Source organism: Streptomyces sp. NBC_01237 (assembly GCF_035917275.1).
GTDB lineage: Bacteria > Actinomycetota > Actinomycetes > Streptomycetales > Streptomycetaceae > Streptomyces.
Genome location: NZ_CP108508.1, coordinates 6,971,220 through 6,995,233, shown reverse-complemented (window position 1 = coordinate 6,995,233; position 24,014 = coordinate 6,971,220). Strand labels below are relative to the sequence as shown.

At 72.3% G+C, this 24,014-nt stretch carries 23 protein-coding genes; 11 read left to right on the top strand and 12 right to left on the bottom strand.

Annotated features, from left to right (window positions below; genetic code table 11):
• Window positions 1-71: 71 nt before the first annotated feature.
• Window positions 72-521: an adenylyltransferase/cytidyltransferase family protein gene (locus OG251_RS31160; RefSeq protein ID WP_326680217.1), complete on the top strand. Its 450-nt coding sequence runs from the start codon at window positions 72-74 to the stop codon at window positions 519-521.
• Here the strand turns inward: OG251_RS31160 and OG251_RS31155 are convergent.
• Window positions 490-1,215, bottom strand: a complete 726-nt coding sequence (locus OG251_RS31155; protein ID WP_326680216.1) for a CDP-alcohol phosphatidyltransferase family protein — start codon at window positions 1,213-1,215, stop codon at window positions 490-492. The genes OG251_RS31160 and OG251_RS31155 overlap by 32 nt on opposite strands.
• 222 nt (window positions 1,216-1,437) lie before the next feature.
• On the opposite strand from OG251_RS31155, the gene OG251_RS31150 reads away from it, so the two are divergent.
• On the top strand, window positions 1,438-1,806 hold the full coding sequence (locus tag OG251_RS31150; protein WP_073720860.1) for a nuclear transport factor 2 family protein: 369 nt from the start codon (window positions 1,438-1,440) through the stop codon (window positions 1,804-1,806).
• Window positions 1,807-1,925: 119 nt separating this feature from the next.
• On the opposite strand, the gene mnhG is transcribed toward OG251_RS31150, so the two are convergent.
• From mnhG to OG251_RS31115, 7 genes are all read right to left on the bottom strand, one after another.
• Window positions 1,926-2,279: a monovalent cation/H(+) antiporter subunit G gene (mnhG, locus tag OG251_RS31145; protein WP_326680215.1), complete on the bottom strand. Its 354-nt coding sequence runs from the start codon at window positions 2,277-2,279 to the stop codon at window positions 1,926-1,928.
• Window positions 2,276-2,611 carry a monovalent cation/H+ antiporter complex subunit F gene (locus tag OG251_RS31140; protein ID WP_326680214.1) on the bottom strand — a complete coding sequence of 112 codons (336 nt, stop codon included), beginning with the start codon at window positions 2,609-2,611 and terminating at the stop codon, window positions 2,276-2,278. Before OG251_RS31140 ends, mnhG begins: the two co-directional genes overlap by 4 nt.
• Window positions 2,608-3,240, bottom strand: coding sequence for a Na+/H+ antiporter subunit E (locus OG251_RS31135; RefSeq protein WP_326680213.1), 633 nt, complete (start codon window positions 3,238-3,240; stop codon window positions 2,608-2,610). Before OG251_RS31135 ends, OG251_RS31140 begins: the two co-directional genes overlap by 4 nt.
• Window positions 3,237-4,892 (bottom strand): Na+/H+ antiporter subunit D, encoded by a 1,656-nt coding sequence (locus OG251_RS31130; protein ID WP_326680212.1) that lies wholly within the window; start codon window positions 4,890-4,892, stop codon window positions 3,237-3,239. Before OG251_RS31130 ends, OG251_RS31135 begins: the two co-directional genes overlap by 4 nt.
• Entirely contained in the window at window positions 4,889-5,497 is a 609-nt protein-coding gene (locus OG251_RS31125; RefSeq protein ID WP_326680210.1) for a Na(+)/H(+) antiporter subunit C, read from the bottom strand. Before OG251_RS31125 ends, OG251_RS31130 begins: the two co-directional genes overlap by 4 nt.
• Entirely contained in the window at window positions 5,494-8,397 is a 2,904-nt protein-coding gene (locus tag OG251_RS31120; RefSeq protein WP_326680209.1) for a Na+/H+ antiporter subunit A, read from the bottom strand. The genes OG251_RS31125 and OG251_RS31120 overlap by 4 nt, the downstream gene beginning before the upstream one ends.
• A 267-nt stretch (window positions 8,398-8,664) precedes the next feature.
• Window positions 8,665-9,096: a (4Fe-4S)-binding protein gene (locus OG251_RS31115; protein ID WP_326680208.1), complete on the bottom strand. Its 432-nt coding sequence runs from the start codon at window positions 9,094-9,096 to the stop codon at window positions 8,665-8,667.
• A gap of 257 nt (window positions 9,097-9,353) precedes the next feature.
• Here OG251_RS31115 and OG251_RS31110 point away from each other — a divergent pair, with 257 nt between their 5' ends.
• The 5 genes from OG251_RS31110 to OG251_RS31090 all read left to right on the top strand — a co-directional run bounded on the left by OG251_RS31110 (window position 9,354) and on the right by OG251_RS31090 (window position 14,966).
• A complete protein-coding gene (locus OG251_RS31110; protein ID WP_326680207.1) occupies window positions 9,354-12,359 on the top strand; it encodes a sensor histidine kinase in 3,006 nt (1,001 codons plus the stop codon).
• Complete coding sequence (locus OG251_RS31105; protein WP_073720868.1) at window positions 12,356-12,793, top strand: roadblock/LC7 domain-containing protein; 438 nt, start codon at window positions 12,356-12,358, stop codon at window positions 12,791-12,793. Before OG251_RS31110 ends, OG251_RS31105 begins: the two co-directional genes overlap by 4 nt.
• Window positions 12,790-13,194, top strand: coding sequence for a DUF742 domain-containing protein (locus OG251_RS31100; protein ID WP_385732344.1), 405 nt, complete (start codon window positions 12,790-12,792; stop codon window positions 13,192-13,194). The genes OG251_RS31105 and OG251_RS31100 overlap by 4 nt, the downstream gene beginning before the upstream one ends.
• Before the next feature lie 6 nt (window positions 13,195-13,200).
• Window positions 13,201-13,770: a GTP-binding protein gene (locus OG251_RS31095; RefSeq protein ID WP_326680206.1), complete on the top strand. Its 570-nt coding sequence runs from the start codon at window positions 13,201-13,203 to the stop codon at window positions 13,768-13,770.
• 62 nt (window positions 13,771-13,832) lie between these two features.
• Window positions 13,833-14,966: an FAD-dependent monooxygenase gene (locus OG251_RS31090; protein WP_326680205.1), complete on the top strand. Its 1,134-nt coding sequence runs from the start codon at window positions 13,833-13,835 to the stop codon at window positions 14,964-14,966.
• A gap of 78 nt (window positions 14,967-15,044) precedes the next feature.
• On the opposite strand, the gene OG251_RS31085 is transcribed toward OG251_RS31090, so the two are convergent.
• Window positions 15,045-15,446: a RidA family protein gene (locus OG251_RS31085; protein WP_326680204.1), complete on the bottom strand. Its 402-nt coding sequence runs from the start codon at window positions 15,444-15,446 to the stop codon at window positions 15,045-15,047.
• Complete coding sequence (locus OG251_RS31080; RefSeq protein ID WP_326680203.1) at window positions 15,443-16,576, bottom strand: acyl-CoA dehydrogenase family protein; 1,134 nt, start codon at window positions 16,574-16,576, stop codon at window positions 15,443-15,445. Before OG251_RS31080 ends, OG251_RS31085 begins: the two co-directional genes overlap by 4 nt.
• Before the next feature lie 91 nt (window positions 16,577-16,667).
• Between OG251_RS31080 and OG251_RS31075 the strand changes: the two genes are divergently transcribed.
• From OG251_RS31075 to OG251_RS31060, 4 genes are all read left to right on the top strand, one after another.
• Window positions 16,668-18,341 (top strand): AMP-binding protein, encoded by a 1,674-nt coding sequence (locus OG251_RS31075; protein WP_326680202.1) that lies wholly within the window; start codon window positions 16,668-16,670, stop codon window positions 18,339-18,341.
• Between the two features lie 4 nt (window positions 18,342-18,345).
• Entirely contained in the window at window positions 18,346-19,167 is an 822-nt protein-coding gene (locus OG251_RS31070) for a PaaX family transcriptional regulator (RefSeq protein WP_326680201.1), read from the top strand.
• A gap of 173 nt (window positions 19,168-19,340) precedes the next feature.
• Window positions 19,341-20,165 carry a GNAT family N-acetyltransferase gene (locus OG251_RS31065; RefSeq protein ID WP_326680200.1) on the top strand — a complete coding sequence of 275 codons (825 nt, stop codon included), beginning with the start codon at window positions 19,341-19,343 and terminating at the stop codon, window positions 20,163-20,165.
• Window positions 20,162-20,653: a hypothetical protein gene (locus OG251_RS31060; protein ID WP_326680199.1), complete on the top strand. Its 492-nt coding sequence runs from the start codon at window positions 20,162-20,164 to the stop codon at window positions 20,651-20,653. The genes OG251_RS31065 and OG251_RS31060 overlap by 4 nt, the downstream gene beginning before the upstream one ends.
• Here OG251_RS31060 and OG251_RS31055 read toward each other — a convergent pair.
• Entirely contained in the window at window positions 20,640-22,973 is a 2,334-nt protein-coding gene (locus OG251_RS31055) for a bifunctional salicylyl-CoA 5-hydroxylase/oxidoreductase (protein ID WP_326680198.1), read from the bottom strand. The two genes, OG251_RS31060 and OG251_RS31055, sit on opposite strands and share 14 nt — an antisense overlap.
• A complete protein-coding gene (locus tag OG251_RS31050; RefSeq protein ID WP_073720878.1) occupies window positions 22,927-23,754 on the bottom strand; it encodes an enoyl-CoA hydratase family protein in 828 nt (275 codons plus the stop codon). Before OG251_RS31050 ends, OG251_RS31055 begins: the two co-directional genes overlap by 47 nt.
• Between the last annotated feature and the right edge of the window lie 260 nt (window positions 23,755-24,014).

Sequence of the window (24,014 nt, the reverse complement as noted above, 5' to 3'; positions counted from 1 at the left end):
CGCAAGTGTTCTTCACAGTATGGTCGTTGGACATCACCACACATCACGTTCACCGTGGGGGGAGAGAACGGATGGTGCAGCACCGAGTCGGTTACGCGCCGGGGGTGTACGACCTGTTCCACGTCGGACACCTGAACATCCTTCGCCACGCCCGTAGTCAGTGCGACTACCTGGTCGCGGGGGTCGTCTCGGACGAGATGGCCGCCCTCGCCAAGGGCCACAAGCCGGTGATCCCGCTGCCCGAACGTCTGGAGATCGTACGCAGCGTCCGCTACGTGGACGCCGCGTTCGTCGAGACGGTGCCGGACAAGGTCGAGACCTGGCAGCAGGTCCGGTTCGACGTCATCTTCAAGGGCGACGACTGGCGGGGCACGGCGAAGGGGAAGCGGCTGGAGCGGGACTTCGCCGAAGTGGGCGTGGAGGTCGTCTACTTCCCGTACACCGTGCACACCTCCAGCACCCAGTTGCGGCGCGCGCTGGATGTCCTGGTCAGTCAGCCCGGAGCGCTCTCAGCTCCCTGAACCACTTGACGAGGAACGCCACCAGGAACACGGCGTGCACGACGGCGAGCGCGGCGTACCCGGCCCGGAACACCCCGGGTGCGCCGAGCAGCAGGAACACCAGGCAGAACACCCCGTAGTCCGCGGGCAGGAGCGCCACGGCCCGCACCCGGGACACCGGTGCGGCGCCACCGGCCGGGGCCGGCCGGGCGGCGGCCCGGCCCAGCTGTTCGCGCAGCAGTCCGGCGCAGAAGGTGAGCACCGCGACGAACAGGAAGCCCAGCGGCAGCAACAGCCACTCCACTGCGGGCAGTTCACCGAAACGGTAGAAGGAGATCAGTACCGCGGTGTGGACGAGGATCATCTTCGCGCAGTCCACGACGTGGTCCAGCCACTCACCGTCGGGTCCGCCCTTCCCGGTGAGCCGGGCGAGCTGCCCGTCGGCCGAGTCGAAGGCGAAGCCGGTCACCAGCCCCGCCCAGACGGCGAGTCCGAGCCCCCACGAGGGTTCGACCAGGGCGGCCGAGGCAATGGCCGCGAAGGTGAACAACGCGCTGATCGACGTCACTTGATTGGGCGTCAGTCCCGCCCGATGGGCCCCCGCCGCGAGTACCCGCCCCGCCGGCCGGTTCACGTACCGCGAATAGAGCGAGACGCCCTTGGCCGTCTTCTGTGCGCCGCGCAATTCGCGCAGCACTGTACCCGTGCTTCCCATACGCCCCCCAGCGTCCGGCATTGCCCGCATCATGGCACGTACCCGCCCCCTTGTGGGGTGGAGCCGGGATCTCCCCCGGACCGGCCCGCACATGGGCCGGCCTGTCCTACTCCGGAGGTAATCGACCCCACCCGGACCCCCGCGTCATGGTGTGCCCGACGCCCCGGAGCACCGGAGCGGTACGGCAGAGGCCCGCCGGGGCCCGGCGAGAGGACCGGCACCATGACCGCACACGAGGACGCCGTTCAGCGCTACTTCACCGCCTGGAACACGACCGGGCCCGAGGAGCTGGAGAAGGCGGTGGCCGCCGCGTTCACCGAGGACGCCACCTACACCGACCCCCTGGCCGATGTCCGGGGGCACGACGGTCTGGTGGCCGCGATCAGCGGCGCGCATCAGCAGTTCCCCGGCTTCGGCTTTCGGCTGACCGGCACTCCGGACGCGCATCACGACCTCGTCCGCTTCACCTGGGACCTGGTCTCCGGGGCGGACGGCTCGGCGCCCGCCGCCGGGTTCGATGTGATCAGGCTGGACGGGGACGGGCGGATCAGCTCGGTCAGCGGCTTCCTGGACCGCGTGCCGGGAGCATGAACCCGCGGGGCCCGCGCGTGGGCCCCGCGGACCGGCGCGCCACCCCACGGACCTGGCACGGCGCGGCACGGCGCGACCGCAGGCGCACGGACTCAGGGGTTCACGGTCCCTCTCCTCCGTCACTTCTCCCGGGTCAACTGCTCGTCCAGCTCGTCGAAGAGCAGCTCGCTGTGGTCGACCTGCCCGGTCCGGTACGCGGACCGGGCCACCAGATGCGCGGCCACCGGACCCGTCAGCATCTGGAAGAAGCCGATCAGGGCGAGGGTCGCCAGGTCCATTCCGCTGCGCAGCCGCAGCGCCACCCCGGCCAGTACCAGCAGCATCCCGAGCGTCTGCGGTTTGGTCGCGGCGTGGCTGCGTGCCAGGACGTCCGGCAGCCGCAGCATGCCGATCACCCCGAGCAGACAGATCAGCGCGCCGACCAGGAGCAGCGCGGCACCGGCCGTGTCGACGATCCGGAGCCAGACGTTCATCGCCGGCCCTCCTCACTGCCGGGGGCGGGCGGGGGTACCGGGCGCGACAGCGGCCGGTCGCGTACGGCGATGAAGCGGGCGATGCCCACCGAACCGGTGAAGCCGAGGAATGCCAGGACCAGCATGATCGGGAAGTAGAACGTATCCCGGGCGAAGGCCGACTTGGCGCCGAGTCCCGCGATGATCAGGGCGGCGCACACATCCAGCGAGATCGCCCGGTCGAGCATGGAGGGGCCGCGCCAGATCCGGATCAGCAGCAGCGCCCCGGCGACGACGATGATCACGACGGCTGCGGTCAGCAGGACCCGGTCGACGGTCTCGGGTGCGCTCATGGGGCGTCCCTCCTGCTGTCCTGGGGCGGTGGGGCCGGGGGCGGCGCGGCCACCCGGGCGATCTCGTCGCGGGTGCCGAACGCCCGTACGGTCAGTTCCTCCAGCCGCCACACCGAACGCCGGGCCGCTTCGAGCTCCTCCGGCCGGTCCGCGTCCAGGACGTGCAGAAAGACCGTGGCGGTGGCGCGGCGCACCTCGACGATCGCGCCGCCCGGCACATTGGAGACGGCGACGGCGGTCGCGGCGAGCATCAGATCGCCGCGGCAGCGCAGCGGTACGCCGATGACCGCGGCCCGGTGCGGGCGCCCGGCGAAGATCTGCCGGGTGACCCTCACGCCCGAGGTGTACATGTCGTAGAAGAGGTATCCGACGAGCCGCAGGATGCCCCACGGATGCAGCCGCAGTCCCAGGTCGACGCGGGGCAGCGGGAAGGCCAGGCAGACGGCGACCGCGACGACCACGCCCGTCAGTACGTTGGCCCAGCTCAGCGTGGACCAGAGCAGTACCCAGATCAGGGTGAGCCAGGCGATCAGCGGCAGGTCGAGCACCCGTCCGCGGCGGTCGCCGAGCTCGCAGCTGAAGGGCGGCAGGTCGGCGTTGCGGAACGACAGGGTGAGGATGCGTCTCACCGGCCGAGCACCTCCTCGATGTAGGGCGTCCGCTTCAGGAGTTCGGCGGCCGAGCGGTCGGTGTACTCGGTGAGGGGGCCCGCGAACACGGTGAAGGCGAGGCCGAGCGCGACGGTGGCGGCGGTGGCGGCGGTCATCGTGCGGGGCAGCCGGGTCGTGGTGGTGACGGCCCGTCCGTGCAGGGTGGCGGCGACGACCCGGCCGGCCGGATGGGGCCGGGGCCCGATGCCCTCGTCGCCGGTGCCGGGGATGTTGTCGGGGCCCGGGTCGCTGTCGCTGTCGTCGTTGTCGTCGTCGGACTCCAGGACGGTGCCGTCGGCGGCCTGACCGGGGGGAGCGGCCCGCCAGAACGCCAGGTTCCAGACCTTGGCCATCACGTACAGCGTGAGGAGGCTGGTCACCGTCGAACCGATGACCAGGATCCAGGGCCAGACCCCGCCGTCGGCGACACCGGCCCGCATCAGCCCGAGCTTCCCGATGAACCCGGACAGCGGGGGAATTCCGGCGAGGTTCATCGCGGGGACGAAGAAGAGGAGCGCGAGGACCGGGGCCGCTTTCGCGAGGCCGCCGAGCCGGGTGAGTTCGGTGGTGCCGCCGCGGCGTTCGATGAGCCCGGCGACGAGGAACAGCGTCGTCTGGACGGTGATGTGGTGGGCGACGTAGACGATGGCGCCGCCGTACGCCTGACGGGTGGCGAGGCCGATCCCGAAGACCATGTAGCCGATGTGGCTGATCAGGGTGAAGGAGAGCAGCCGCTTGAGGTCGGTCTGGGCGACCGCGCCGAGGATGCCGATGACCATCGAGGCGAGTGCGGCGGCCATCAGGAGGTCGCCGAGCCGGTTGCCGGGGAAGAGCAGGGTCTCCGTGCGCAGCATGCAGTAGACGCCGACCTTGGTGAGCAGGCCCGCGAAGACGGCGGTGACGGGGGCCGGGGCGGTCGGGTAGGAGTCGGGGAGCCAGGCGGCGAGCGGGAACACGGCGGCCTTGATCGCGAAGACGGTCAGCAGCATCGCCTGGATCAGGGTCTGTACACCGAGCGGGAGTTCGCCCAGGCGCAGTGCCAGCTGCGCGAAGTTGGCGGTGCCGGTCGCCGCGTACGTCATGGCGATGGCGGTGAGGAACAGCATCGAGGAGAACAGCGAGATGATCACGTATGTGGAGCCCGCCCGGATCCGGGGCCCGGTGCCGCCGAGGGTCAGCAGGACGAAGCTGGCGACCAGCATGATCTCGAAGCCGACGTAGAGGTTCACGAGGTCTCCGGCGAGGAAGGTGCAGGAGACCCCGGCGACCAGGATGAGATACGCCGGGTGGAAGACGGCCACCGGTGTCTCCTCGTCCCGGTCGGCCATGCCCTGGCCGAGGGAGTAGACCAGCACGCAGAGCGTGACGGACGAGGAGACGGTGAGCATCAGCCCGGTCAGCCGGTCGGCGACCAGGGTGATGCCGAGCGGCGGGGCGAAGTCGCCGAGGTGCACGGAGAGCGGCCCCTCGGTGTCGGCGGCGATCATCAGGATGACCGAGAGCGCCGTGACGGCGGAGAGCACGGCGACGCTGATGAAGCGCTGGAAGCGTTTGAGGCGGGTGCCGAAGGCGAGGCTGAGGCCGGTGGCGCAGAGCGGCAGCAGCACCGGCAGCGGGACGAGCGCGTTCATCCGGTCACTCCTCGGTGGTCGTGCTCGCTGTCGCCGTGCCCGTCGTGCGCGTAGTCCTCCGGGTCCGCGCCCAGGACGTCGTGCCACAGGTCGCCGGACGCGTCGCGGCCGCGCGCCTGGAGGGCGCGGTCGGCGCGCAGCCGGGAGCGCAGGCGGCGGCGCTCCTCCAGATAGCGGTCGCGTTCCTCGCGGGTGGGCTCGGCCCCCGAGCGGTACTCCTCGCGCAGTTGGGCCCGCTCCCCCATCACCTCGGCGCGCAGCACGATGCGCCGGTCCTCCAGGTCGTCGTGCACCTCGTCGGTGCCGGTGAGCTGGTGGCTCCGGTAGGCCATGGCGAGGAGGAACGCCGTGGTGGCGAGGGTGATGACGATGGCGGTGAGCGCGATGGCCTGCGGCAGCGGGTCGGTGACCCGGCGAAGCGGAACGCCGTAGAGCAGGGGGGCCGCGCCTGCCGAACCGGTGGCGGACAGGACGAGCAGGTTGATGCCGTTGCCCGTGATGACGGCGCCGAGCAGGATGCGGGTCAGTGGCCGGGTGAGCATGAGGATGCCCCCGACCGCGCAGAGCACCACGGCGGTGGCGAGGAGCGAGGCACTGACGGTCATCGGGGGGTGCCTCCCGCTTCGGGGCCGCCGGCCGGGGCCAGTACGCCCGCCGCCCGTTCGATCTGCCGGTCGATCTTGGCGCCGAGGGCCCGCACGATGTCCAGGACGACACCGAGGACCAGCAGGTAGACCCCGAAGTCGAAGAGGACGGGCGTGCCCAGGTGGTAGTCGCCGAACACCGGCAGATGTCCGCGGTACGTCCAGGCGTGCAGCACGGTGCCGTCCATGAGGCCGAGCAGGGCGACTCCGGTGGACACGAAGAGGCCGAGTCCGGTGAAGAGTCCGGGTTGCAGGGGGGCCGCCTGGGCGAGTTCGAAGCGGCCGCCCGCCAGGTAGCGGGTGATGAGGGCGAGTCCGGCGACGAGTCCGGCGACGAAGCCGCCGCCCGGCATGTTCTCGGCGCAGAACAGCAGGTACACGGAGAGCACCAGGATCGGGTGGAACAGCAGCCGGGCCACCACTTCGAAGACGACGGAGCGGTGTTCGGGGGCGAGCGTCTGCCCGGCCGCCAGCCAGCTCCGCTCGGGGGCGGTGTCGAGCCCCCGCGACACTCCGCCCAGCGGGTGCGCGGAGAGCGACCAGGCGGTCCGGCCGCGCAGTTCCTCCGGGGCCATGGAACCTTCGCTGCGGCGGTGCAGGTAGATCAGGCTCGTCACGCCGATCGCGGCGGCGGCGAGCACCGCGGACTCCCCCATCGTGTCCCAGGAGCGCAGGTCGACGAGGATGGTGGCGACGACGTCCTTGAGCCCGTGGTGGGCGGTCTCCTCGACCATCGCGGCTCCGGCCGGGTCGGCGGTACGCGCCGCGGCGGCGGCCCACACCACCACCCCGACGGTCGCCGCGGCCGCCAGCGCCACCGGGATGCGGGCGGCCCGCCGCCATGAGCTGACGGATTCCTGGAAGTGCACCGGCATCCGGCGCAGCACCAGCACGAACACGATCATCGAGACGGTCTCGACGCAGAACTGGGTGAGCGCCAGGTCGGGGGCGCCCTGGACGACGAAGAGCAGCGCCGCCCCGTATCCGGTCAGCCCCGCCAGGACGACGGCCTTCATCCGGCGGCTCACGGTCAGGCAGAACAGGGCCGCGGCGCAGGTCAGCACGGCGACGGCACCCTGGAGCGGGGTGTCCCAGACCCGGGGTGCCACCGCCCCCTTCCAGGGCCGGTCGGTGATGAGCACCGCGAGCTGTCCGGCGAGCATCACCAGGAGCGTGGTGGCGAGGTAGACGGAGAGGGAACCCCGCTGGACGAAGCCCGTGACCTGGAGGGCGAGGCGTTCCAGGCCCAGCAGGAGATGGCCGAAGACACTGTCGGCGGTGGGCCAGGCGATCCGGCGGGAGAGCCGGGTGACGGCCGTACGCCCGGCGAAGAGCACGGCGCCGCCCGCCCAGGCGACCGCCGACAGGAGCAGGGCGAGGCCGAAGCCGTGCCAGAGGGAGAGGTGGTAGGGGTGCGCGGGGGCGGGAAAGGCTGCCGCGTACGCGCCGAACAGCCGGTCGGTCCAGCCGACGCCGGGGCCCAGCACCAGCCCGCACAGGGCGAGGAGGGCGGGCGGGGCGAGGAAGGCCCATCCGACGCGGTGGACGGGGGTGTCCTCGACCCCGGGTTTCCGGAAGAAGGCGCCCCAGACGAAGCGGAGCGTGTACGCGGTGGTCAGCGCCGAGCCCGCGACGACGGCGGCGAGCGCCCACCGGTCGGCCGCGTCCCCGTGCAGCAGCGCCTCGAAGGCGGCTTCCTTGGCGGCGAAGCCGAGCAGGGGTGGCAGCGCGGCCATGGAGGCGGCGGCGAGCACGGCGACGGTGGCGACGTGCGGCAGCGCCCGGCCGACGCCGGAGAGTCTGCGCAGGTCGCGCGTTCCGGCCGCGTGATCGACGATGCCGGTGACGAGGAACAGCGGCGCCTTGAACAGCGCATGGGCGAAGATCATGACGGCGGCGGCGAGCGCGGCGTCCCGGTTGCCCACTCCGGCGAGCAGGGTGAGGAAGCCGAGCTGGCTGACGGTGCCGTAGGCGAGGACGAGTTTCAGGTCGTTCAGGCGCAGCGCGCGCCACCCGCCGAGCAGCATGGTCGCGGCGCCGAGCACCAGGACGACCGGCCGCCAGACCGGGATGTCGGCGAAGGCGGGGGCGAGCCGCGCCACGAGGTAGACACCGGCCTTGACCATGGCCGCGGCGTGCAGATAGGCGCTGACGGGGGTGGGTGCGGCCATGGCGTTCGGCAGCCACATGGAGAACGGCCAGAGCGCGGACTTCGACAGCGCCCCGAGGAGGACCAGGACGACGGCCACCTCGACGGCGAGGGTCGGCTCGGGCGGGTCGGCGACGATGGCGGAGATCCGGTACGTGCCCGCCGCCTGACCGAGGATCAGGAAGCCGATGAGCATCGCGAGCCCGCCGAACGTGGTGACGGTGAGGGCCTGGAGGGCGGACCGGCGGTTCTTCTTGCGTTCGCTGCCGTGGCCGATCAGCAGGTAGGAGAAGACCGTGGTCAGCTCCCAGAACACATAGAGCGAGATCAGGTCGTCGGCGAGGACGAGCGCGAGCATGGCCCCGGCGAAGGCGAGCAGGTTCCCGGCGAAGCGGGCCAGTTGCGGGGTGTCGTCGCCGAAGTAGGAGGCGCAGTACAGCAGCACGAGGGTGCCGACTCCGGCCGCCAGCAGCACCATCAGTTCGGCCAGGGCGTCCAGGCGCAGGGCGAAGGAGACGTCGTACGCCGGGATCCACTGCCAGGACGAGGTGACCGACCGTCCGGAGGCCGCCGTGTCCCACTGGGTGGCCGCCCAGACGGTGGCGGCGGCGGGGGGCAGGGCGAGGACGACGAAGGCGCGGCTGCCGAGCCGGTGCACCAGCGGGCCCGCGCAGGCCGCCAGCAGGAAATGGCAGACGATGAGCGCGGTCACCGTGGAGCATCCGGAATAAAGGGCACTAAATACAGATATATCCCTCGACCCGGTTCACCCGTACGGCGCGCCGCGCGAACCCGGACCACCGTCCCCGGCGAACCCGGCGAACCCGGACCACCGTCCCGCGCGAACCGGGACCACCGTCCCCGGCGAACCCGGCCCACCGTGCCGGGGGCCTGCCCACCACGCCGGGCGCGGTCGTCCGCGCCGTACCGGGCGCACTCCCGCCCGCCGTGCCCGATGGCGTCCTCGGCCCGGTCGCGCTCAGACGTGGCCGGCGCACTTCCCGCTGTGGTCGCAGAAGGGCGCGTTCCCCGTGCGCCCGCAGCCGCACAGCATCACCCGGGTCTCCCGCCGGGTCCCTTCGAGGGTGTCGATCTCCAGGTCCCCGCGCAGATGGAGCACTCCGTCGGCGTGCAGGGAGACATGGGTCGGCGCATCGGGGACCTCGTCCGGCAGGCCGTCGGTGCGGTGGTACTGGAGGGCACCGCTCGGGCAGCGGTGGATGACGTCGGCCACCTCGTCGGCGGAGGCGTTGGCCGGCATGATCCACGGCTTGCGCCCGACCTCGAAGACGGTGGGCAGCCCGTGCACGCATTCGGCGGCGTGCAGGCAGCGGTGGGCGTCGTAGCTGACGGTGATGCCCTCGCCGTCGTACGACCTGGCGGCGGGGTGCGGGGGCGGTTCGCTGGTCACGCCTCCACCCTCACCCCGGGCGCGCCGCCCCGCTACTCGACGGCCACTCGACGGACCTGGTCCCGCCGCGCCCCGAACGGACCCGGTCCCGCCGCGCCCCGAACGGACCGGACCGTACCGCTGCCCGGGCAGGTCGGACGCGGGATTCGTGGGGACGACGTGGGCGCGCCGTGTTGCCCATGTGAGGCCGCTTTCTCTTCTTTTTTGCAGTGTGACTAATATCTATGTGTCGAAGTTCTCAACGGAATTGACCAGTCGTGAGGCTGGCACCCATCGTCAAGGAGCATGCCCTGCGCACGCGCGCGTCTCGGCGGACCGACTCGACCACCATGTCGTTGCGGACAGCCCTGCTCGTACTGGCCATCGTCCCCGGTGTCGCACTGGCAGCCCTCTGGGCCGTCACCAGTGGACAGACACTGCTCGACTTTCAACGCCAGGCAGCCCAGGGACAGTTGGCCGAGAAGGCCGGCCAACCGTCCAACATCGTGTACTACAACCTGCAGGAGGAGCGGCGGCTGAGCGCCGAAGCCCTGGCCGCCTCCGGAGGTTCCACCGAGGCCCTGGACCGTCAGCGGGCGCTCACCGACGACGCGATCGACACCTTCCAGTCGGTCTCCGACGTGTCCACCGACGACGCTCCCGCGGAGGTCCGTGACGCGGTCGGCAAGGCCCGCGAGGCGATCAACCAGCTGCCCGCCCAGCGAACTCTGGTCGACCAGGGCGACAACAAGCAGCAAACCGTGGTGTACGACTACTACACCGACCTGATCGCCGTGGACCTCAAGCTGTTCTCCGCGCTCAGCCATGTGGACAACGGCAAGGTGACCACGCTGTCGCAGCCGCTCGTCGACCTGTTCTGGACCAAGGAGATGATCTCCCGTTCGGACGCGATCCTGGCCCGTGGCTGGCCCAAGGGGAAGCTGAGCGTCGAGGACCTCCAGCAGTTGCGCGGGGAGGTCTCCGCCCAGCCCTTCCAGTACGGCACCAAGGTCCTTCCCTACCTGCCCGACGACGAGCGGTCGATGTGGCAGGAGATCACCGACAGCGAGGCGTGGAAGGCCAAGACGGCGGTCGAGGAGAAGGCCCTGCGGCCCGCCACTCCCGACGACTCCGGGATGGTGGCCCTGGACACGGAGCACAGGACCTGGCGTCAGGCGATGGACGACCTCACGCCCCAGCTGGTGGAACTGCTGGAGCACCGCACCGCGATGGTCGTCGAGCAGGGCAAGGGGACCGTCATGTCCCTGCTGCTCAAGATGGCGCTCACCACCGTGATCGGTCTGGCCGCGGTGATCGCGGTCATCGTGACCACCTGGCGCCTCACCCGTACGCTGCGGCGCCGGATCGGCGGTCTCCAGGAACGGGCCGAGGAGCTGGAGAAGACGCTCCCCGAGGTCGTCGAGCGGCTGGGCCAGGGCGAGAAGATCGATGTCGAGGCCGAGGCCCGCGCGATCGAGCCGGACAGGGGCAGCGGTACGTCCGACGAGCTCACCAAGCTCGGTGACGCCCTGAACCTGGCGCGCACCAGCGCCCTCAACGCCGCGGTCAAACAGGCCGACCAGCACCGCGGCTTCGAGCGGCTCCTCCAGCGCATCGCCCGCCGCACCCAGCAGCTGATCGGCCAGCAGCTCAAGAAGCTGGACGAGCTGGAGCGCAAGCACGAGGACCCCGAGGTACTGGACGGGCTGTTCGACCTGGACCACCTCACCGCGCGCCTGCGACGGTACGAGGAGAACCTCGTCATCCTCGCCGGAGGTGCCCCGCACCGGCGCTGGCGCAAGCCCGTACCCCTGCTGGACGTCATGCGGTCCGCCCAGGGCGAGGTGCAGGACTACCGCCGTGTGGTGCTGGATCTCGACGGCGCCCCCTGGCTGTCCGAGCGGGCCATCGGCCCGGTCTCCCATGTGCTGGCCGAGCTGATCGAGAACGCGCTGAGCTTCTCCCGGCCGCCCAGCCCGGTCGAGGTCCGCGCCGCCAAGGTGAGCCGGGGCCTGGCCATCGAGGTCGAGGACCGCGGTCTCGGGATGGACGAGAAGCAGCTGGCCGAGGCCAACGAGCTGATGAGCCGGCCGCCCCGGATGGACGTCCTCGCGCACGCGGACGACATCCGCCTCGGCCTCTATGTGATCGCCCGCCTCGCGGACCAGCACGGTCTGCGGGTCGAGTTCCGGCCGTCCGCCTTCGGCGGTACGCGGGTCGTCGTCCTCGTCCCCGACGAGCTGACGGTCGCCGATCCGTCCGCCGGTCCCGTCGGTGTGGCGCCGGCCGCCGCGCTCCCCTCCGCCCAGGGCCGGACCACCGCGTCCACCGCGGCTCCGGGCGCCCTGCCCACCCGCGTCCAGGGCAGGGCGATGGCCGGGGTCACCGCCCTGGTCGACCACGCCGCCGCCCGCGCGGAACGCGGCGACCGCGCCGAACGCCCCGGTCGGCCGGAGCAGCCCGGCGAGCGGGATCTGCCGGGCCGGTCCGAGCAGCCCGCGCAGGCCGATCCGTTCGCCGCCCCCGGGCAGCCGTACACCGCCCCGCAGGACCCGTACGCACCTGTCCCACAGCCGTACGCCGGTGCCGAGGGCACGTACGCCGTCCCGGAGCAGCCGTACACGTCCGCCGAGGAGACGTACGCCTCGCCCGACGAGTCGTACCCGCCGTCGGAGCAGCCGTACGGACCGGCCGGGCAGCCGTACGCGGGCGCCGAGTCCGCGTACCCGCCGCCCGGGAACCCGTTCCCGGCGGAGGCGAACCGCTACGCGGGCGGCGAGGACCCGTACGCCGCGCCGGAGCAGCCGTACATGACGGCAGCCGGGCAGTACCCGGTGCCGGGTCACCCGTACGCGTCCGCCGAGGAGCCGTACCCGGTGCCGCCCGAGCCGTCGTACCCGCAGACCTACGCGGAGCCGTCCTACCCGGAGCCGTCCTACGCGGAGCGCGACCCCGTCACGCCCCCGCTGCCGGCGCAGTCCGAACACCCGGCCCTCCCCCCGGCACCGGCGCTCCCGGAGTCCGGTGGGGAGCCCCCGCTCCCGCGCCGGGTCCGCCAGGCCAGCCTGGTGGACGAGCTGCGGATCGATCCGGCAGCCCGGCCCGCCGTGCCCAGGCCCCCGAGCTGGGACGAGAACCCGCTGCTCCGGCCGGCCCCCCGTCGGGCCGGAGCCGCCATCGGCGCGTTCCAGCGGAGGTCGCGCGCGGCACGCGCGACCGAGGAGCCACCGGCACCGCCCGTACCTCCCGCCTCCCCCTTTCCCACGAGAGAAGAACGGTCATGACACGCACAACGGCCACCCTCCAGGATCTCGACTGGCTGCTCGACGGTTTGGTGGACTCGGTGGCCGAGACGCTGAACGCCGTCCTGCTGTCCGACGACGGACTGGTGGTGAGCCATTCGCGCACCATCGAGCGCGCCGACGCCGAGCGGCTGGCCGCCATCTGCACCGGCCAGCAGAGCCTGGCCCGGGGGGCCGGCCAGCTGTTCAACGGTGGTTCCGTCCACCAGGTCATCGTCGAACTGGCCGACCTGTGGCTTTTCATCATCACGGCGGGCCAGGGCACCCATCTGGCCGTGGTCGCCTCCCAGGAGGTGGACGCCGAGGTGATGTCGCTGGCCATGCACAACCTGGTCCAGCAGGTCGGTCAGAAGCTCAGCGCCCCGGTGCGCGGTGACTTCGACGCCTTCGGTACCGGGGACGGGCAGCGGGTGTGACGCCCTACTGGGACGAGGAGCCGGAGGAGGACGGCGCGGGCACCATGGTCCGCCCGTACACCATCACCCGGGGCCGGACCGCTCCCGAGCGGGACGACTTCACCCTCATCACCGTGCTGACGACCGCGAACGATCCGCGGGACGTCCACGGTGTACCCCTGCGAGCGGGCAGGCTCCAGCCGGAGCACCGCATGATCCTGGACCGCTGCCGGCACTCGGCCGCGGTCGCCGAGGTCTCCGCCGACCTCGATCTGCCGGTCTCGGTGACCAAGATCCTGCTGGCGGATCTGGTCTCCCAGGGCCTGCTGCTGGCCCGTGCCCCGCTGTCGGTGGCACGGGCGTCCGGCGGGGCCCGCATGGGCCTGCTGGCCGCTGTACGTGACGGACTCCGGAGACTCTGAACCAAGATGACAACCCCTCAGACAGCGCCCAGCGCCGTCAAGATCCTCATAGCCGGCGGCTTCGGCGTCGGAAAGACCACCCTGGTGGGCGCCGTCAGCGAAGTGGCGCCGCTGCGCACCGAGGAGTACCTGACCAAGGCCAGCATCGGAGTGGACGACCTGGCCGGTGTCGGTCAGAAGGACACGACCACCGTGGCCCTGGACTTCGGACGGATCACGGTCAGTCCCGAGCTGGTGGTCTACCTCTTCGGGACCCCGGGCCAGGAACGCTTCTGGTTCATGTGGAACGACCTGGTCAACGGGGCGCTCGGTGGCGTCGTGATCGCCGACACCCGGCGGCTCGACACCAGTTTCGCCTCGATCGACTTCTTCGAGAGCCGGGACATCCCGTTCGTCGTCGCGATCAACTGCTTCCACGGCCACAACACCCGTACCAAGGACGAGATCCGGTCCGCGCTCGACCTCGATCCGCATGTTCCGCTGCTGATCGGCGATGTCCGGGAGCGGCCGTTCGGGCGCGATGTGCTGCTCGCGCTGGTGGACCACCTGATGAGTCTGCCCTCGGCGGCCGGCTGACCCGCCGCCGCCCCTCCTCCTCTGTACCTCTTCTCTCTCACCTTTCGTATCGGAGATCCGAGATGGCATCACCCCTGCGCGTACTGATCCACGGCGGCGGGATCGGCGGGCTGACCCTCGCCGTCGCGCTGGCCCGTCGCGGTCACACCGTCGAGGTCGTCGAACTGCGTGACGAGCTGGACGCGCTCGGCGTCGGCATCATCCAGCCCTCGAACGCCCTGCACGTCATGCGGGAGATCGGGGTCCTCGACGACTGCGTGAGGGCGGGGTTCGCGTGGGAGGTACTGACCATCTGCGACCCGGCCGGTGCCACGCTCGCCAAGATCCCGCAGCCGCGCATGGGCGACGCCCCCTCCAACAACGGCATACCGCGCCCCGCCCTGGCCAAGGTGCTCGGCGACGCCGCCGCCGCTGCCGGGGTGCCGATCCGCTTCGGTACGACGATCGGTGAACTGGCCGACGACGGCTCCGGCGTGGACGTGACCCTGTCCGACGGCTCGGCCGCCCGCTGGGACCTGGTCGTGGGCTTCGACGGCATCGGTTCGCCGCTGCGCACCCGGCTCTACGGCGACCGCTTCCGCCCCGAGTACACGGGCTTCGCCAACTGGCGGGTCACCGTGCCCCGTCACCCCGAGGTCCAGGGTGTCGTGATGAGCACGGGCAACCAGGCCGCCAAGGCGCTGCTGACCCCCATCACGGACGAACTGATGTATCTGGGTGCGGTGTTCGCCGAGGCCGAAGACTTCCGGCCGGACCCGGAGCGGGCGCACGAGGAGCTCGCGGAGCGGCTCGCCGGATTCACCGGCCCGGTCGCCGAGGCGCTGCGGGACGTCACCGACCCGCGGGCCGTGGTGTACTCGCGGATCTCCCAGGTGACGGTCGAGGAGCCGTGGCACGTGGGCCGGGTCGTGCTGGCCGGTGACGCCGCGCACGCGAGCACCCCGCATCTGGCGCAGGGCGCGGCGATGGCGGTCGAGGACGCGCAGGTGCTGGCCGAGTCGCTGGACGCCGAGGACGGCGTGGCCGCCGCGCTCGCCGCCTGGGAGGCCCGGCGCCGGCCGCGTGCCATGTGGGTGCAGAGCATGTCGCGGGCGATCCTGAAGCAGGAGACCGGCAACGCGACGACGCCGGAGGAGGACGAGCTGCTGAAGGTCGGCATCCCGGGCGCCGCCCACGTCCTGGTCAGGCCGTACTGATCCGCGGTGCGCGCGTGAGGTCGTCCGCCGGTGGGCGGGTCCGGTCCGACCGGGCCCGCCCACGGCGCGTCCGGGGCCTCAGGGCAGCACGGCGATCCCGTCGAGCTCCACCAGGGCCTGTTCGTCCCAGAGCCGGACCGTCCCGATGACCGCCATCGCCGGATAGTCCCGTCCGGCCAGCCGCCGCCAGACGCGGCCCAGTTCGGAGGCGTGGGCGCGGTAGTCGGCGACATCGGTGGCGTACACGGTGACCCGGACCAGGTCCGCCGGGGCGCCGCCCGCCGCGCGCAGGGCGGTGAGCAGATTGGTGAGTGCCGTCGCGAACTGCTCGGGCAGGGTGCTGCCGGTGATCTTGCCGTCCGGGTCGAGGGCGGTCTGTCCGGCGAGGAAGACGAGCTGCCCGCCGGTGGCCGTGACGGCGTGCGAGAAGCCGGTGGGCGGGGCGAGTTCGGCCGGGTTGATCCGTTGGACAGGGCTCATGCGGGCGGCTCCGTGGTCGGGCGGGCGTACAGCTCCTTGGCGATGATCGTGCGCTGCACCTCGCTGGCGCCCTCGTAGATCCGCGGTGCGCGGACCTCCCGGTAGAGGTGTTCGAGGAGGTGGCCGCGGCGCAGGGCGCGGGCGCCGTGCAGCTGGACCGCCGCGTCGACGACGTACTGCGCGGTCTCGGTGGCGTACAGCTTGGCCATGGCCGCGCGCCGGGGTACGCCCGGTTCGCCCGCGTCGTGGGCCGCGGCGGCCGCGTACACCAGGAGCCGGGCGGCCTCGGTGCGGGTGGCCATCTCGGCGACCTGGTGGGAGACCGACTGGAGGTCGCGCAGCGGGCCCCCGAACGCGGTCCGTACGGCGGTGTGGGCCAGGGTCGCGTCCAGGGCGGCCCGTGCCATCCCGACGGCGAAGGCCCCGACGCTCGGCCGGAAGAGGTTGAGGGTGTTCATCGCGACCCGGAAGCCCCGGTCCGGTTCGCCGAGCACGTCGTCGGCGGTGACGGGCACGCCGTCGAAGTCCAGGGCGCCGATGGGGTGCGGGGAGAGCATGTCGAGGGCCGTTCCGGTGAGTCCGGGGCGGTCGGCGGGGACCAGGAACGCGGTGACGCCACGGGCCCCGGCGTCCTTCGTCGTGCGGGCGAAGACGGTGTAGAAGTCGGCCTCGGGGGCGTTGGAGATCCAGCACTTCTCGCCGGTCAGCCGCCAGCCGTCCGCGCTGTGCTCGGCGGCGAGGGACAGGGCCGCCGCGTCGGAGCCCGCGCCCGGCTCGCTCAGGGCGAAGGCGGCGACGGCGCGGCCCGCCCGGACCTCGGGGAGCCAGCGTTCACGGTGGGCCGGGGTGCCCGCCTGGACGATCGGCGCGGTGCCGAGGCCCTGGAGGGCGAGCGCGGTCTCGGCCTCCGTACAGCCGCGGGCCAGGGATTCCCGGAGCAGGCAGAGGTCGAGAGCGCCGGAGCCCAGCATCCTGCCGAGCAGGCCGAGCTCCCCCAGGGCGGCGAGCAGCGGACGGTTGACCTGGCCGGGGTCGCCCTTCTCGGCCAGCGGGCGCAGCTGCTGATCGGCGAGGGTACGCAGCTCTTCACACCAGGCGGTTTGTTCCGGATCGAGGGAGAATGCCGTCATACCGGCGCCTCTCTTGTCACGTCTTATCGCGGACCGTTGACTACCGTCACTCAAACGATACGCTCCAGAAGCGACAAGGGGGCGATCCTCGATGGAGCCGAATTCCTCGCCGAGTACGCATGTGTCCACTTCACACGCCCGCGCCGCGAGCGGGCACACCGACACGTTTTCCCGCGACCATCTCCCGCCGCCGGACCAGTGGCCCGAGTTGGTCTTCGACCGCACCGAACTGAGCTACCCCGACCGGCTCAACTGCGGGTACGAACTGCTCGACGCCACCATCGGCCATCTGGGCCCGGACCGCCCCGCCTTCCGCACCGACGACGGCGCGGTGTGGAGCTACGGCGAACTGCGGGACCGGGTGGACCGGATCGCCCATGTCCTGACAGCTGATCTGGGCGTCCGCCCCGGAAACCGGGTGCTGCTGCGCGGCCCCACCACGCCCTGGCTGGCCGCCTGCTGGCTCGCGGTGATGAAGGCGGGCGCGGTCGCCGTCACCGTACTGGCGCAGGCGCGGTCCCAGGAGCTGGCCACGATCTGCTCACTGGCCGGGGCGAGCCACGCGCTGTGCGATGCCCGGTCGGCCGACGATCTGGTGAGGGCTCAGGTCACGGGGGTGCGGATCACCTTGTTCGGAGGGGACGAGCCGGACGATCTGACCCGGCTCGCCGAGGCCCGCCCCGGCCCGTACCGGCCGGTGGACACCGCCGCCGACGATGTCGCGCTGATCGCGTTCACCTCGGGGACCACCGGGCGGCCCAAGGGCTGTATGCACTTCCACCGCGATGTCCTGGCCGTCGCGGACACCTTTTCCCGCCATGTGCTGCGCCCCGTCGCCGACGACGTGTTCGCCGGGAGCCCGCCGCTCGGCTTCACCTTCGGACTCGGCGGGCTGGTGATCTTTCCGCTGCGGGTGGGGGCCTCGTCGCTGCTTCTGGAGCAGTCCGGTCCCGGACAGCTGCTGCCCGCGCTCGCCCGGCACCGGGTCTCGGTGCTGTTCACCGCGCCGACCGCGTACCGCACGATGCTCGACCGGCTCGACGGCCACGACCTGTCCGCGCTGCGCCGCTGTGTGTCGGCCGGGGAGAACCTGCCCGCCGGCACCTGGCAGTCCTGGTACGAACGGACCGGGCTGCGCATCATCAACGGCATCGGGGCCACCGAACTGCTGCACATCTTCATCTCGGCCGCCGACGAGGCCATCCGCCCCGGCACCACCGGGGTCCCGGTACCGGGCTGGCAGGCGCGGGTGGTCGACGCGGACGGCGAGGAACTGCCCGACGGCGAACCGGGCCTGCTCGCCGTGCGCGGCCCCGTCGGCTGCCGCTATCTCGCGGACCCCCGGCAGACGCAGTACGTGCGCGACGGCTGGAACATGACCGGCGACACCTATGTCCGCGAGCCGGACGGCTACTTCCGCTACGTCGCCCGCGCCGACGACATGATCATCTCCTCCGGCTACAACATCGCGGGCCCCGAGGTGGAGGAGGCCCTGCTGCGCCATCCGGAGGTGACGGAGGCCGCCGTGGTGGGCCGGGACGACGCGCTGCGCGGCCAGATCGTGGTGGCGCATGTGGTCCTGCGGGAGGGTTCCACGCTGTCGGCGGACTCCCTGCGCGCCTATATGAAGGGCACGCTGGCCCCGCACAAGTGCCCGCGCGTCTTCTCGTTCACGGCGGCCCTGCCGCGCACCGCGACCGGCAAGCTCCAGCGGTTCCGGCTGCGCGACGGGTCCGCCCCGCCCGGCTCCCGGGCTCTAGAGTGATCACGTGGCCGAGCTGCACACCCCCCGTTCCCTGATCGTCACCCTCTACGGTGCCTACGGTCGTTCCCCGGGCAATGCCCCGCTGCCGGTGGCCGAGCTGATCCGGCTGCTGGACGCCGTCGGTGTCGACGCCCCGTCCGTACGCTCCTCCGTGTCCCGGCTCAAACGCCGCGAGCTGCTGGTCCCGGCCCGTACGGCCGGCGGCGCGGCCGGATACGCGCTGTCGGCCGACGCCCGCCAGTTGCTGGACGACGGCGACCGGCGGATCTACCGGCATCCGGCGCCCCGGCTCGCCGACGGCTGGGTGCTCGTGGTGTTCTCCGTCCCCGAGGCGGAGCGCCACAAGCGGCACTTGCTGCGCTCGCGGCTGTCCCGGCTGGGCTTCGGCACGGTGGCGCCCGGGGTGTGGATCGCGCCGGCCGCGCTGTACGAGGAGACCCGGCACACCCTGGAGCGGCTGGAACTCGCCCCGTATGTGGAGCTGTTCCGCGGGGAACACCTCGGTTTCGCCGTGACGCGGGAGTCGGTGGCGCGCTGGTGGGACCTGGACGCCGTCGCCCGGCTCCACATGGACTTCCTCCAGCGGCACGAACCGGTGCTGCGGGCCTGGGAGGAGCGGTCGCGGGAGGACGCGGCGCCCGGTCCGCGGGAGGCGTACCGCGACTATCTTCCGGCGCTGGACTCGTGGCGCCGGCTGCCGTACGCGGACCCGGGGCTGCCGGATGAGCTGTTGCCGAAGGACTGGCCGGGGGGCCGCTCGGCGGAGGTCTTCGGGCTGCTGCACGAGCGGCTGCGGGATGCCGGGGAGCGGTTCGTACGGCAGTGACCCGGGCGGGGTGTACGGGCGGTGACCGGTGACCCGGGGGTGTGTGCGGGCGGCCCCCGGTGTCCCGAGGGGCGTACGGGCGGCCCCGGTCGCCCGGTGGGGTGTGCGGGCGGTGGACCGCCACCGCGCGAAATCCGGGTGCCGCGCGGTCCGCGTTCCCGGCAGGATGAGGCATGACCTGGACCTTCACGGATGACGTAGACGCGTTCCTGGACGCGGCCGGTGCCTCGCTGTCCGCCCATCCCGCCGAGAACAACCTGGTGCTGACCGTCACGGCGACGCTGCGGCGCCGGGGCCCGCACGCCTACGGCGAGGGCGACCCGGTGCTCGGCTGGTGGCGCGGGCCGGACGGTGAGGTGGCGGGGACGCTGGTGCGGACGCCGCCGTACCCGCCGATGCTGGGCCGGGTGGCACCGGAGGCGGTCGGTCCGCTGGCCGACGCCCTGGGCCCGACGAGCATCAACGCGGACCGGGCGAGCGCCGAGGCCCTGGCCGCCGGGTGGCCGGGCCACCGGGTGGACATGGAGCAGCGGCTGTACCGGCTGGGCGAGTTGATCCCGCCGTCACCCGCGCCGCCGGGCCGGGCCAGGGCCGCCGCCCCCGCCGACCGGGACCTGCTCGTGGCCTGGCACCTGGCGTTCGCGGAGCAGGTCGGCCAGCCGGGCACCCATGCCGAGCGGCTCGTGGACGAGCGGACGGCGGACGGCGGGCTGACCCTCTGGGAGGACGGCGGCGTCCCGGTGTCGATGGCGGGTGTCTCGCCCATGATCGCGGGCGCGGTGCGGGTGGCGGCGGTGTACACCCCGGCGGAGCACCGGGGGCGCGGTTACGCGGCGGCGGTGACGGCCGAGGTCAGCCGGGCGGCGCGGGCGGCGGGCGCGGCGGAGGTCCTGCTGTTCACGGACCTGGCGAATCCGACGAGCAACGGGGTGTACCGGCGCATCGGGTACGAGCCGGTGTCGGACCGGCTGCTGATCAGTGCGGAGGAGCGGCGTTGAGCGAGGGCCGGGAACCGGCGCCCGAGGCCGTGTGGCTGGTCGCCGCCAATGTGGTGCGGTGGCGCCGGTACGGGGATCTGGGCCAGGAACTGCGTCCGGGCACCAAGGCGTACCGGGGCGGCACCAAGGTGTACGTCATCGACACGTACGCGGGAATGGGGCATCAGCAGCTGACCACGGTGGGACGCGGCAGGCACTCCAGGCGCTTCATCACCATCGATACGGCCACACGTCATCTGCACACCTTCCGGGCCCAGTTGGTGTACAGCCCGGCCGTGATCTCCCGGTCGGCGGGCACCGGAATTCCGCCGGGCGGCCGGGAGCGTACCGAGGAGCTGGCCGCCCTGCTGGAGCGGATCGCCCGGGAGGAACGGCACGCCCATCACGGGGCGCCGCACCCCGTGCCCTGCCGCTGCCACGAGTGTCTGACGGCCGCCGAGGCCGCCGAGGAGGGGGCCGGGGACGGGGACCGGGTCAGTCCAGCGTGAGCCTCGGCTTCGGGGCGTCCGTGCGGCCGGTCGGCGGGGGCCGGCTGCCCGCGCGGTACGGGAGGGGCCAGGGCGCGCCCGTACCGCTGTAGCCCTGGTCGGCGGCGGCGTGCAGCGTCCAGTGCGGGTCGTACAGGTGCGGGCGGGCCAGCGCGCAGAGGTCGGCGCGGCCCGCGAGCAGCAGCGAGTTGACGTCGTCCCAGGAGGAGATGGCGCCGACCGCGATGACGGGCACGTCCACGGTGTTGCGGATGCGGTCGGCGTACGGGGTCTGGTAGGAGCGGCCGTACTCGGGGCGTTCACCGGAGACGACCTGGCCGGTGGAGACGTCGATGGCGTCGGCGCCGTGTGCGGCGAAGGCGCGGGCGACAGTGAGGGCGTCCTCGGTGCTGGTGCCGCCCTCGGCCCAGTCGGTGGCGGAGATCCGGACGGTCATGGGCCGGTCGTCCGGCCAGACGGCGCGGACCGCGTCGAAGACCTCCAGGGGGAAGCGGAGCCGGTTCTCGGTCGGCCCTCCGTAGGCGTCCGTGCGGTGGTTGGTGAGCGGGGAGAGGAAGCCGGAGAGCAGATAGCCGTGCGCGCAGTGGAGTTCGAGGAGGTCGAACCCGCACCGGGCGGCGCGCCGGGCGGCGGCGGTGAACTGTTCACGGACCGCGTCGAGTCCGGCCCGGTCCAGGGCTCGGGGGGTCTGGTTGACGCCCGGTGCGTACGGGATCGGGGAGGCGGCGGAGACCGGCCAGTTGCCCTCGTCGAGCGGCTGGTCGATGCCCTCCCACATCAGCTTGGTGGAGCCCTTGCGGCCGGAGTGGCCGAGCTGGACGCCGATCGCGGCGCCGGGTGCGCAGGCGTGCACGAAGTCGGTGATCCGGGTCCAGGCGGTGGCCTGTTCGTCGGTGTAGAGACCGGCGCAGCCGGGGGTGATCCGGCCCTCGGGGCTGACGCACACCATCTCGGTCATGGTGAGTCCGGCGCCGCCGAGTGCGCGTGCGCCCAGGTGGACGAGGTGGAAGTCACCGGGGACCCCGTCGACGGCGGAGTACATGTCCATGGGCGAGACGACGACCCGGTTGCGCAGTTCGAGGCCGCGCAGCCGCAGCGGGGTGAACATCGGCGGGGTGCCGGGCGGGCAGCCGAACTCCTCCTCGACGGCGGCGGTGAACGAGGCGTCGCGCAGCCGCAGGTTGTCGTGGGTGACGCGGCGGCTGCGGGTGAGCAGGTTGAACGCGAAGCGGCGGGGCGGCTGGTCCACATAGGTGGCCAGCTCCTCGAACCAGCGCAGGCTGGCCGCGGCGGCGCGCTGGGTGGAGGCGACGACGGGGCGGCGCTCGGTCTCGTACGCGGCCAGGGCGGTGGGCAGGTCGGGCTGTTCCTCAAGGGAGGCGGCGAGCGCGAGGGCGTCCTCGACGGCCAGTTTGGTGCCGGAGCCGATGGAGAAGTGCGCGGTGTGGGCGGCGTCCCCGATGAGGACCGTGTTGCCGTGCGACCAGCGGCTGTTGACGACGGTGCGGAAGGTGAGCCAGGAGGAGTTGTTGGTGCGCAGGGGCCTGCCGTCCAGGGCCTCGGCGAAGGTCTTGGCACAGCGTGCGGTGGACTCGGCGGGGTCGGTGGTGTCGAGTCCGGCGGCCCGCCAGACCTCTTCGCGCATCTCGACGATGGCGGTGGAGGCGTCGGCGGAGAAGGGGTAGGCGTGCAGTTGCTGCACTCCGTGCTCGGTCTCGGCGATCTCGAAGCGGAAGGCGTCCAGGGCGAAGTCGGCGGCGAGCCAGATGTAGCGGTTGCGGTGCGTGGTGAGGTGCGGGCCGAAGGCGTCGGCGCCGGCCTCGCGGGTGGCGCTGTGCACCCCGTCGGCGGCGACGACCAGTTCGTAGCGGGTGGCGAGTTCGGCGGCGGGCGGCGCCTGGGTGCGGAAGCGGAGGTGCACGCCGAGGGACGCGCAGCGGGCGTGCAGGATCTCCAGGAGGCGGCGTCGGCCGAGTGCGGCGAAGCCGTGGCCGCCCGAGGTGTGGGTGCGGCCCCGGTGGACGATGTCGATGGTGTCCCAGCGGACGAATTCCTCGCTCAGGTCCCGGTACACCGCGGGGTCGGCGTGCTCGATGCCGCCGAGGGTCTCGTCGGAGAGGACGACGCCGAAGCCGAAGGTGTCGTCGGGGGCGTTGCGTTCCCAGACGGTGATGTCGCGTCGCGGGTCGAGCCGTTTGAGGAGGGCTGCGGCGTAGAGCCCGCCGGGCCCGCCCCCGATGACCGCGATCCGCCGGACGGCGGCCGCCACGGCGCTACCGCCCCTGCCACTTCGGCGGCCGCTTCTCGGTGAAGGCGGCATGGAATTCGGCGTAGTCCTCGCCGTGCATCAGCAGGGCCTGGGTCGCCGCGTCCATTTCGACGGCGGCGGCCAGCGGCATGTCGAGTTCGGCGGTGAGCAGGGCCTTGGTCTGGGCGAGCGCGAGGGCGGGCCCGTCGGCGAGGCGGCGGGCGAGGGCCGCGGCACGGGCGTCGGCCTGCCCCTCCTCGGCCAGTTCGCTGATCAGTCCGATACGTTCCGCTTCGGGTGCGCGGACGGCTTCGCCGAGCATCAGCAGCCGGGTGGCGTGGCCGAGGCCGACGACGCGCGGCAGGAGGTAGGCGGCACCCATGTCGCCACCGGAGAGACCGACGCGGGTGAACAGGAAGGCGAAGCGGGCGGACGGGTCGGCGATCCGGAAGTCGGCGGCCAGCGCCAGGACGGCACCGGCGCCCGCGGCGACCCCGTGCACGGCCGCGACGACCGGGAAGGGGCACTCGCGCAGGGCCCGTACGACCTGTCCGGTCATCCGGTTGAAGTCGAGGAGCTGCGCGGTGTCCATCGCGAGGGTGGCGCCGATGATCTCGTCGACGTCGCCGCCGGAGCAGAACCCGCGCCCCTCACCGGCGAGCACGAGGGCGCGCACGGAGCGTTCCGTGGACAGTTCGGCGAGGAGGTCGCGCAGATCGGCGTAGGCGCCGAAGGTGAGCGCGTTGAGTTTTTCCGGCCGGGCGAGAGTGACGGTGGCCACACCGTCGTGTCTGGTCAGCCGCAGATGGCGCCAGTCCTCCGTGCGCGGGGCGGAGCTGGGAAAAGGGCTCATGGCGGCGGTCCCCTTCAGCCGTCGGGCTGCTGGATGGCACTGCGCGGGTCTCGTTCCGCCTTCGAAACTATCATCCGTACGTGACTACCGTCACGAGCACGCAATACCCCGGTCATGAGACTGTTGGTGCCGAAGGTCCCGTTTGTACCGGTCGGCCGCCCCTATGTCCTCTCCCTTTGGGTTCGTAAGGTTGAAAACAGGAAGTCTCGCTCCGGGACCTCCGGGCCCGGGACATCCGGGCCCGAGAAGTACCGCTCCGA